Genomic DNA, 10,011 nt, shown 5'->3' with positions numbered 1-10,011 from the left:
AGAATCCGGCAAGGTTGGCTGGGCGCTGCAGCAGGAGTATGCAGAAGCGGCTGCAACTGTTTTAGCGGGGGAAGGTCATGAGAACACCGTGTACGAGCTGTCTGGCAAACCGCTGACACAAGCGGAACTGGTGACTGCGCTGGGCAATGTGTTGGGTAAAGAGGTACCGCTCCAGCAGGTCGACGACGAACAATATGCTGACATCATGAAACAAGCAGGAGTTCCGGAGTTTGCCCTCCCGATCGTTGTAGGCATTCAGCAGGGGATCCGTGAGGGGCAGCTTGAGATCGAAAGCCAGGATTTTGAGAAGCTGCTTGGACGTCCTTTAACGCCTATAGTAGAAGCACTGGATCAGATTGTAAGCGGGCTTAAATAAGTGAGCATCAATCGTTGGCCTAGATCTTAATATGGAATGAAGAAAGCTGCAGAACCAACAGGTCTTTTATGACCCGGTCTGCAGCTTTTTTACTGGTGTGAAATCTGGTGGTCTCACTCGTGTTCATCTCTCTTAGTTTCCGTCTGTTTCATCGGGAAAGCTTCCTCTTTGGAAACGCGAATCCGGTCCGGCGGAAAGTGTTTTTGGAAGTACTTCAATACCCGAAGATGGATATCTCTGTCGTACCAAGGGGTTAATCCGTGCTCCTCAAAAAGAGCTGGCATCCCCAGTCTGGCTGAACGTTTACCGAGCATACCGTCTCCAATCAGTAATGTATCGATCCACACGTAATCTGCAATTCCGCTTAAAGTCTTGGGGAAATCAGGCGTGAACGGCAGTACCGGCGAGATGGATGCCTGCGTTCGGATTCCAGCATCATGAATTTCCTGTAAGGCACTAAGACGGATGCGAATACCAGGTGCCTGCGGGGCAAAGACCTGCTTCATATCCTCCCGGTCAGTCTCCACTGTCATCGATACCAGCAGTTCGCATTTGTCCTTAAGCTGAGTCAACAAGTCAATGTCCCTTGTGATGAGCGGTCCGCGCGTTTGAATTTGCAGCGAATCCGGCGGATCGCTGATCATTTCCTCGAGAATTCCCCGGGTTATGCCCGCTTTGCGTTCTATAGGCTGATAAGGATCGGTGGCGGATGACATAAAAATATGAACCGGTTTGTTTTTCTTCCGCAGCTTTAATATCTCCTTGCGGTAATTTTCAGCCGCATTCGTTTTGACCTCCAGCCAGGTTCCCCAGGGCATGTCTTTAAATTTCTGGATGGGCATTTCCCTTACATAACAGTATTTGCAGGCAAAGGCACAGCCGCTGTATGAATTTAACGAGTGGGTGAACCCCACATCCAAGTATCCTTTTACTTCGGTGAGGATGGTTTTGGCCGTGATTTCCTTCGTTTCGATGTTCATATCCACAGCTCCTTTCCCATATTGTAACCGATGTGGCGGAGGTTTAGGGAGTGAACTCGCTTTGGTTAACATAATAAATATTACGTAATCATCATTATAGCCATATAAAGCAGGTGAAGTCGCATTCGCAAATTGATTTTCAACTAATTCATTTTTTTCGGAAAATAAGCCATCATCTGTCTTGTTTATTTCGTATCCTGAGCGTGTCTTCTCATTTGATTCGACGAGACGATAATACTGCCAATAAGGAGAAATAATGATGAGAATGGATATTGATTTCGGGAAGCCCCTTACAGCTGCTTGGGATGCCAACACGACCTGCGGAAGGGCATTTGAAGCGTTTCGAACCGCATTTGAATACGGTGAAACGGCGGATTTTCTCACGCTTGTGACAGACGATTTCCGTTTTTGCGTACCCTTGCCGTACGACGAATGGAAAGAACCGCAGTTCGGAAGGCAGCGGTTCATCGAGTTGGTCCAATTTGAAAAGGAAGTGCTGCAAGTAGCGTTAACCCCGCAGTTTCAGCTCTTTGATCCTCAGTACGGAGTGGTCGTTTTTCGAGCAGAAGGTCTGCTCAGTAACCAACCTTATCACAATGTACTTACCGTCGTGTTTGAATTTGAAGACGAACGGATCAGGTCCTTCCATGAATTTGTCGGGATGCCGCTGAAAAACTACTGAGAGCTGAATCCCTGATCGGAATGGCCGGTGATTGTCTCCGTACGCCTCGCAGGGCCTCAAGACCCGTTACGAGGAATTCCCAGGTGAGAATCACAGATCGACTATGCCGGTCTTGATGAACCGGGCGATCCGGATAGCGCCTGAAAGCGAGTAACGAAAAAATTCAGTTGTTTTAGAAAGTCCGGCATACAGCCGGGCTTTTTTTGCATTTATTACAGGTATTCGGTTGCGGCAATTCATGTTGAAGAAGCAGGATATTCGGGGGTGGCCGATGAAATCGTACGACGTATCCATTAAAATCGGTGTCAGCAACGGTATAATGGTTATAGAGTGTTGGAGAGTTTTAAGAAAGGATGCGATCCCATGAAGAAAATCATGAACAGACCCGAGACACTCGTTGCGGAAATGTGCAGCGGTCTCGTATTGGCCTACCCTGAGCTTGAGTATATCCGTAAATACAACATCATCAAGAAAAAAGTGATCCAGCAGGATAAGGTGACGCTGATCAGCGGCGGCGGCAGCGGCCACGAACCGGCACATGCGGGTTTCGTCGGCAAAGGAATGCTGGATGTAGCCGTCTGCGGCGACGTGTTTGCTTCCCCGTCCCAGATTCAAGTGTACCAGGCGATCCGCTCTTCTGCGAGCAAGAAGGGGACGCTGCTGATTATTAAAAACTATAGCGGCGACATCATGAACTTTAAAAATGCGGCCCACCTCGCTGCCGAAGACGGCATTAAAGTCGACTACGTGAAGGTGGATGACGATATCGCCGTTGAAGACAGCTTGTATACCGTCGGCAAAAGAGGCGTTGCCGGAACGGTGCTCGTACATAAAATCGCAGGAGCCGCTGCGGAAGCAGGCTTACCGCTGGAAGAAGTCAAGCAGGCCGCCCAGAATGCAGTCGATAATGTGAAAAGCATCGGGTTTGCGCTCACGTCATGTACAGTGCCGGCCAAAGGCAGTCCGACGTTTGAGATCGGTGATCAGGAAATGGAGTACGGCGTCGGCATCCATGGCGAGCCCGGCATCCGGCGGGAGAAACTGATCACGGCTGACGAACTGGCTTCCCGAATGGTTGCCGAGCTGCTGGAAAGCTTGCGTATCAGCGACAGTGCTCCCGCGGAGGTGGCCGTCCTGGTAAACGGATTCGGCGGCACGCCGCTGCAGGAGCTGTACCTGCTGAACCATGCGGTCATGCGTGAGCTTGCCGCACGGAACGTCACTGTGTATAAAGTATTCGTTGGCAACTATATGACAAGCATTGATATGGCCGGCGCGTCGCTGTCGATCATGAAGCTGAATTCCCAGCTGAAGCAGCTGCTCAGCGAGGATTGCGAGACGCCGGCTCTGACCGTCCGCGGACCATTTGAGCCGGTACAGTACGTACCAGATGAAGTGATCGTCCGACACCCGGCATCCTTCGGCGCCACTGCCGATGAAGCGCATGGAGTCATACACAACAATAAGCTTACACTGGAAAACCTGATTTATCTGGTTGATCGCATGAGCGGCGTCATTATCGAAAACGAAATTCCGTTCTGCGAGCTGGATGCTCATGCCGGTGACGGTGACTTTGGGATGAGCGTGGCCAAAGGGTTTAAGCAGCTCAAATCCGAGTGGGAGGAACTCACCTCCCAGGCGAAAGATATCGGAGGATTTCTTGATGCCTGCTCTCTAATCATTATGGAGCATTGCGGCGGTGCCTCCGGTCCGATATGGGGTTCGGCCTTCCGGGCGGCAGGCAAATTTGCGGGGAATCGGAGCGAGCTGTCCGTTACGGACATCGCCGGCATGATGGGTGCTGCCGTGAAGGGAATTCAGGATACGGGTGAGCGTTCCTTTGGACGGGGTGCCGTTGTGGGTGACAAAACGCTGATCGATGCGCTTGTCCCCTATGCCGAAGCCTGGACTAAGGCGGCTGAGCAGGGCACCGATCTGATCGGCGCAGGCCTGTCCGCAGCAGAGGCAGCCGTTGAGGGGGCCAAGCAAACCGAGCACATTGCGGCCCGGATGGGGAGAGCCGGAACGGTTGGCGACCGGAGCATCGGTTACCCGGATGCGGGAGCCTATGCATTAGGCGTAATTTTTACCGAACTCGCGCATTCCCTTAAACCATCGGATCAGTGAGATTCTATGAACGCTCAAAGGGGGCATGAAATTTTGAATAATAGCCTTAAAAACAAACCCTCCGCCCGGGATCTAATGGAATATCATGCGGAGGCTATGTTTACCCATGACCGCAGCGGACGCCTGCATCTGGTCAATGAACCTTGGCCTGGTTCAGACCCGGCTCCGCGATTTTTCCTGGGGAGGACGACGGGGGGAAAGAACGTTTGGCGTTTCCGTCACGACGTTCCTGACCAACTGGTGAAACAGCTGGAGAGTTGGTGTGCCGAAGAGGCTGCGGTCGTTGACTTTCAGGACAGGCCGAAGCATGAGAAGGATTATTGGAACCTGCTGCAAGGTAAAAAGATGACGATGGGGCCTTGCTTTTCTATTGAAAATGAAACGAGAGAGCCATCCGTGGATGTGCAGCGAATCACGCCGGAAAATGTAAGGCAGCTTGCGCGGGAAGGATTCGAATGGCTCGCTGACGAGATCAGCTATGCGCAGCCCTGCATTGCGGTCGTACAAGAGGGCCGAGCCGTCTCCGTGTGCCGCAGCGTCCGCATTGGTACGAAGGCGCATGAAGCCGGGCTGGAAACGTTAGAAGAATTCCGGGGCAGGGGATATGCTGCTGCAGCGTCGGCGGGATGGGCTGCAGCCGTCCGGGAGTTCGGCTGTACTCCGCTATACAGCACCTCATCGGATAATCTATCTTCTCAGCGAGTCGCAGGGAAAATGGGGCTTTCTTTCTATGGCGTGAATTTTTCGATTTATTAATAAAAGTAATTAGGGCGTTAGTTGATTCGCGGACACGATTGTGGAATCAAGAGGATCGATGAACTAAAAAGAGCGTGTTTGGACTTGTTCGAAACACGCTCTTAGATTATAGAGGCATTTATCGGCTAGCCGGCAATCATGTTTGCAGGCATCATGTATCCGTTATTTGGAGCTTTGCTGCAGCAGTGAACGGAGCTCTGCATCGGTTCCTAACAGCCGAAGAATCATCGTGACGGCTTCGGCCCGGGTCACGGGTTCATTTGGGGCAAAACGGGACTCATCTCTGCCTTCGAGAAGTCCGGCTGCTGCGGCTTGCCCGATGATATCCTTAGCCCAATATGAATCGGTAATATCCGTAAAATGGCGCGCTTCACCGGTGGCCAGTTCAGATAAATCCGCCAGATTGGCCATCATTTGAGCCATTTCGGCCCGGGTCAGGCTGCGCTCGGCTTGGAAAAGCCCGCCAGCATTGCCCTTGACAATTCCATTGGAAGCCAGAATGCCTATGGACTCAGCCGCCCAATGATCATGCATATCCCTGAAGGTAACGACCTCATTCCCTTGCCGAAGCGCGAAAGCTCTGACAAGCAGTTCACTGATTTCCGCCCGGCTAATCGGAAGGTCCGGCTTGAAGCTTCCGTTACCATATCCGTTGACCAATCCAAGCCGGGAAGCCACCGCGATGTCTTTTGCCGCCCAATGCGTGTATGTATCGGCAAATCTCTCCGGATGGTTCATCGCCAAGGCGTGGCGGAACGAAGCAGCAATATCCTCTGCCCGGATAAACTTCCGGAACGAAGGTTCCGGCATTTCCAGTATTGGCGTAGGAGTTGGAGTCAGTGTAGGCGTCGGTACAGTGGCCGGACTTGGTGCAGATGGTGAATCTGCCGGTTGGGAAGGGTTAGAAACGACCGGCTTGGCTGCGACTTTTAAATTCAGTGATTCGCTCTTGCCCCCATAGACTGCCTTGATCACAGTCGTGCCCGCACTCTTACCGGTTATTTCGCCGTTGGTAACCTCGGCAACCGCTGGATCAGCGGCGCTCCATACTGCTGACTTCGTAACGTCGATTTCAGTCTGATTCGAATACAGAGCTTTCAACAAGACCGATGAACTCTGGCCAACCTCCACATTTAAGCTGCTTGCACTGACACTCAAGCGTGTCAAGCCCTGAACCGTTATGCCTTTATTGGCTTGATTGCTTTCATCGTTGCCGTCGCTTACTACAAAGCGGATGGTTCGATCTGATGGCTCCGGTGCATTTTCGGAGCTAACGTATGCTACACTTCTTAAGGCCAACTCCCACTCAGAAACAGTGGCTGTTCCATTTTCTGATGTCAGGGTCAACATACCAGAAACGGGATCGAAGCGGCCGCTGATGTTGCCCATCGTCGCTCCATCGTTGGTGAACTGGAACTCTTCCTTACCGGCATGATACGGGCTTACGATAGACACGCGACCGGAAGCCAAAGTCTGATCATCGGGATCTGTGACAGATAGTAGGGGATCGACGGGTATGGTCCCGGCGGTATACGAAGACGAACCCGCACTAGTTGTCACAACGGGCGGCTCGTTGGCTCCAGGAGCGGACACTTTTACCGTCTTGGTGGCGGAGTTGCTGCTTGTGATTCCGTCGCTCACCGTGAACGAAATGGTTCTTATGCTTGTATACGGACCTGTGGATGTATTGGAGTAAGTCACCGCTCGCAGCGCTTGCTGCCACTGGACAATCGTAGCCGATGCTCCGGATGATATCAGAGTTAATGTCCCTGTCGCTGTATTATAGCTCCCTGTAATGTTACCCATAGTCGAGCCGTCGTTTATAAAGGCAAGGATATCCTGATTTGAAAAAAAGTTTCCCGTAATCGAGACCGTGGCTGATGACATCGTCCTGTTATCCAGGTCTGACAGGGTAAGGCCGGAATCGATCGCTACTGCAGTCCCGTTAAAGGTTGAGGTGCCGCCCGTGGTCGTCAACATCGGCGTCTGGTTGACCGCTGTCACCGTCACCGTTTTGTCTGCGGGATTGCTTGTGGCGGTCCCGTCATTCACCATAAACGTGATGATGCGATTCACCGTGTTGGGGGTGATGGCCGTATTCGAGTATGTAACTGCTCGCAGGGCTTGCTGCCACTGGGTAATCGTAGCTGATGCTCCGGAAGAGGTCAGAGTCAATGTTCCGTTAATTGAATCGTAGCTTCCGAGGATATTGCCATATTGGGTCGCACTGTTATTCACAAACCCAAGCAGGTCCTCGCCGGATTGCAGCCCGGATGTAATTCGAACTTGAGCCGAGGACAAAGTGGGGGTATCAGAATTCATGATGGAGAAATTCGAATCTACGGAGACGGGGGTCGCAGTTGTATTATTCCCTGCTCTAAAGCTGGTTGTTCCGTCACTGGTGGCAATCTGCGGCTGTGTGCTGGCATTCGTCATTTGGTTGGTATTTGGGGATGAATCATCAGCCGCACCTCCTTCGCTGACGATGACAGCAGGTTGAGGATCGTCTGCAGCGGATGCGGATTCGGGGAGAACCGAAGAGGTTACCATTTGAAATGCCCAGATCAGGGTAATGATTGCCGCGTACTTCGAGCGGTTGTTCATAAAATTCCTCCTATTTGCGTCATGAAATAAGTCGTGCTGTCTCTATATAGATTGAACTAAAGCTGAGCATCTAGCCTTCTGTTAGCAGTCTGTAAACTTCATTTCGATAGTTCATTCTATTTAGCTATAGAATATATCGGAATTCGCATAGCTGGAGAGTATAGTTCGAAAAAAATAGGGCTCGCACACTCGCAGGGACTACGGATAACAATCTATAAGTTCAGCTGGACATATGGTAGTCTTTTGGTATTAGAGAGCATTCATCCCAATTCAACGAGGTACAATCCATGACAAACGAAGATTTGGAGCGGCTGGCACAAAGGTTTGGCATCCATAGGGCATCATTCGATTTTCTCCGGCATAACGAAAACGAGACATACAAGGTAAACGCGGGCGACGGACGCAAATTTGTATTGCGAATCCATCAGCCTTTCCAAGAAGGGATGACCGGTAAGCAGCACACCTATGAAGGACTGCTGGGTGAACTGCACATGCTGGAGGAGCTATCCCATAACAGCGGCCTTAGTGTCCAGACCCCGATCCGTAATTCGGAAGGGAGCTTGATCACCGTGATGGAGCATAATGGACGTCAGCTGAATTGCACCATGCTCTCATGGTTAGAGGGGAGGGACCTCAATAAAACGGATGTCAGCCACCCCGAACTGGTACGTAGACTCGGCAGCCAAATCGGCGAGCTGCATACTTTTTTTCGCGGATACTATCACAAAACGCTGGAGAATCGGCCCAGCCAGGGGATGGCTTACAATCAATGGCTGGCCGAAACGGTCCGGAAAGGACTCAGCCTAGGCCTGTTTACAGGATTCGATGTCGACATCGTTGATGAAACCTTGCGGGAAATCAACAAGCTTTTAGCTGCGTCAGCTGAGGCCCCTTCCGGCCGGTTAGGTCTCGTCCATGGAGATCTGGGATTAGGCAACGTAATTATTTCACCCGAAGGGATTATGAGCGTATTATGAAGTGATAGGACGCAGTATATATAAACCGAAGCGATTGCTGTGAGGATCATGATCACGCATAACGCTTTCTTGACCATTCCCGGGCTGCCCAACGAATAAATGCCATTAATCCCATTGATTGCGGCTGTGGCATAAAACAGAATTTGCACGAACGTGATGATTGGGGGCTTGGTTGATTCGATTCTCCGATGATTGGACATCAGGGCTGCTCCTCCTCTGTTTGCGATTCTTTTAGCGATAAAGATAAAAGCTGTGATTCTGCTTCATTACACCAATCCAGGACCATTTGGACATACGCTGCTCCGTATTGCTTGAGCATAGAGGGAACTGGGAGTGACGAAACGTCATCCGGACGATCCCATGAGCTGCCCGGCTGGATTTCCTGAATGGTTTTCAGCATCCATTCAAAGCTAGCGCGGCGTTCCCGGATCAGATTCACGATCATTTCCGGTCCTTCCCGACTGGCAAATAAAAATTTAACGAGATTCTCATCCCTGATCTGAATGGGTGCAGACGGAGCTGCCAGCCATTGACGCAGAGCATTCCGGCCCTTATCCGTGAGATGCCACCGTTGACGGGCTCTTGGTCCTTCGGCACCTTGCGGAGCTTCAATAAGCTGTAACGACTCAAGTACCTTCAGCTGTGGATATAGCTGCCCATCGCTGATGCCCCAGAACATGCGGACCGACCGTTTTGCCGCCTCCCGTATTTCATAGCCGCTTCTCGGATGCAAGGAGAGGAAACCTAAGATCGACCAGGCGGTTGGCGTAAGTTCGAGAGGCTCTATATTCGTCATTGTGGGGTTTGAGCCTGCTGTTCCATCTTCATTCTCTTGTCGATGCAATATCAAAGCACTCCTTTAAAATAATATCTCTGGCAGAGATATTATGCGTCTCGATTTGCTTTTTGTCAAATCCCCGTTAGTTTGCTAAAAATGAAAATCCAAGATGTTGTGTATTCTTAAAAAATAGAGGATTATTATTTTCATCATGGCTGCTTCTTATGAGTGATGGCAGAAATGATGAGGATTCATAGGGATGTGCAGTTTTGTATTGTTTTGTTCATATGCCGTTCATCTCCTATTGATATATTGATCGTTACGAATGTTGTATGAAGTGGGGGAGTTTCGATGAGACAACTGCTGATTGTGGACGATGACAGTCATATCCGCGAATTGCTGAGGTTCGTCATGACGAGAGAGGGCTATCAAGTCTATGAAGCCGAGAACGGTATGGAAGCAGCCAAAATGATGGACAGGCATGACATGGACCTCGCCGTCGTGGATATCATGATGCCATATATGGACGGGTACGAGCTGTGCGAATATATTCGAGAAAATTACGATATTCCCATCATCATGCTGACAGCAAAGGACCAGCTAACCGACAAGGAAGAAGCTTACTCACGGGGAACAGATGATTACCTGACCAAGCCGTTTGAACCGGAGGAACTGGTATTTCGCATCAAGGCACTGTTCCGCCGCTATCAGCGCACCTCAAGTGATACACT

Annotated in this window: 9 protein-coding genes; 6 read left to right on the top strand and 3 right to left on the bottom strand. The window is 50.8% G+C overall.

From position 1 onward, the window contains the following. Nucleotides 1-376, top strand: a 376-nt coding sequence (locus tag CPT76_RS39545; RefSeq protein WP_483870047.1) for a Rossmann-fold NAD(P)-binding domain-containing protein, incomplete at its 5' end; no start/stop codon positions are given. 113 nt (nt 377-489) lie between these two features. Here the strand turns inward: CPT76_RS39545 and CPT76_RS11920 are convergent. Further along, nucleotides 490-1,356: an SPL family radical SAM protein gene (locus CPT76_RS11920; protein ID WP_105443072.1), complete on the bottom strand. Its 867-nt coding sequence runs from the start codon at nt 1,354-1,356 to the stop codon at nt 490-492. Between the two features lie 259 nt (nt 1,357-1,615). Between CPT76_RS11920 and CPT76_RS11915 the strand changes: the two genes are divergently transcribed. From CPT76_RS11915 to CPT76_RS11905, 3 genes are all read left to right on the top strand, one after another. Next, nucleotides 1,616-2,038, top strand: a complete 423-nt coding sequence (locus tag CPT76_RS11915; RefSeq protein ID WP_308737566.1) for a nuclear transport factor 2 family protein — start codon at nt 1,616-1,618, stop codon at nt 2,036-2,038. 363 nt (nt 2,039-2,401) lie between these two features. Next, the gene (dhaK, locus tag CPT76_RS11910; protein WP_105443071.1) at nt 2,402-4,165 is read left to right on the top strand and encodes a dihydroxyacetone kinase subunit DhaK; all 1,764 of its coding nucleotides are present in this window, start codon (nt 2,402-2,404) and stop codon (nt 4,163-4,165) included. Between the two features lie 33 nt (nt 4,166-4,198). Further along, a complete protein-coding gene (locus tag CPT76_RS11905) occupies nt 4,199-4,921 on the top strand; it encodes a GNAT family N-acetyltransferase (RefSeq protein WP_105443070.1) in 723 nt (240 codons plus the stop codon). Between the two features lie 162 nt (nt 4,922-5,083). On the opposite strand, the gene CPT76_RS11900 is transcribed toward CPT76_RS11905, so the two are convergent. Beyond that, entirely contained in the window at nt 5,084-7,525 is a 2,442-nt protein-coding gene (locus CPT76_RS11900) for an S-layer homology domain-containing protein (protein ID WP_105443069.1), read from the bottom strand. Between the two features lie 287 nt (nt 7,526-7,812). On the opposite strand from CPT76_RS11900, the gene CPT76_RS11895 reads away from it, so the two are divergent. Next, the gene (locus CPT76_RS11895; protein ID WP_105443068.1) at nt 7,813-8,502 is read left to right on the top strand and encodes a phosphotransferase enzyme family protein; all 690 of its coding nucleotides are present in this window, start codon (nt 7,813-7,815) and stop codon (nt 8,500-8,502) included. 199 nt (nt 8,503-8,701) lie between these two features. On the opposite strand, the gene CPT76_RS11890 is transcribed toward CPT76_RS11895, so the two are convergent. Further along, the gene (locus tag CPT76_RS11890) at nt 8,702-9,346 is read right to left on the bottom strand and encodes a PadR family transcriptional regulator (RefSeq protein WP_105443067.1); all 645 of its coding nucleotides are present in this window, start codon (nt 9,344-9,346) and stop codon (nt 8,702-8,704) included. Between the two features lie 285 nt (nt 9,347-9,631). On the opposite strand from CPT76_RS11890, the gene CPT76_RS11885 reads away from it, so the two are divergent. Next, nucleotides 9,632-10,011: response regulator transcription factor (locus tag CPT76_RS11885; protein WP_146116300.1), on the top strand; the 380-nt coding region annotated here is incomplete at its 3' end.

The sequence above is a fragment of the Paenibacillus sp. AR247 genome, from assembly GCF_002968895.1.
Classification (GTDB): Bacteria; Bacillota; Bacilli; order Paenibacillales; family Paenibacillaceae; genus Paenibacillus_AQ; species Paenibacillus_AQ favisporus.
Note: the sequence above shows the minus strand (reverse complement) of the source record. Positions and strands in the feature narration are given on the sequence as shown.

Excerpts from the sequence above, each read along its gene's own strand:
- CPT76_RS11915 (WP_308737566.1), top strand. The coding sequence starts at position 1,616 with ATGAGAATGGATATTGATTTCGGGAAGCCCCTTACAGCTGCTTGGGAT.
- CPT76_RS11895 (WP_105443068.1), top strand. The coding sequence starts at position 7,813 with ATGACAAACGAAGATTTGGAGCGGCTGGCACAAAGGTTTGGCATCCAT.
- CPT76_RS11900 (WP_105443069.1), bottom strand. The coding sequence starts at position 7,525 with ATGAACAACCGCTCGAAGTACGCGGCAATCATTACCCTGATCTGGGCA.
- CPT76_RS11920 (WP_105443072.1), bottom strand. The coding sequence starts at position 1,356 with ATGAACATCGAAACGAAGGAAATCACGGCCAAAACCATCCTCACCGAA.
- dhaK (WP_105443071.1), top strand. The coding sequence starts at position 2,402 with ATGAAGAAAATCATGAACAGACCCGAGACACTCGTTGCGGAAATGTGC.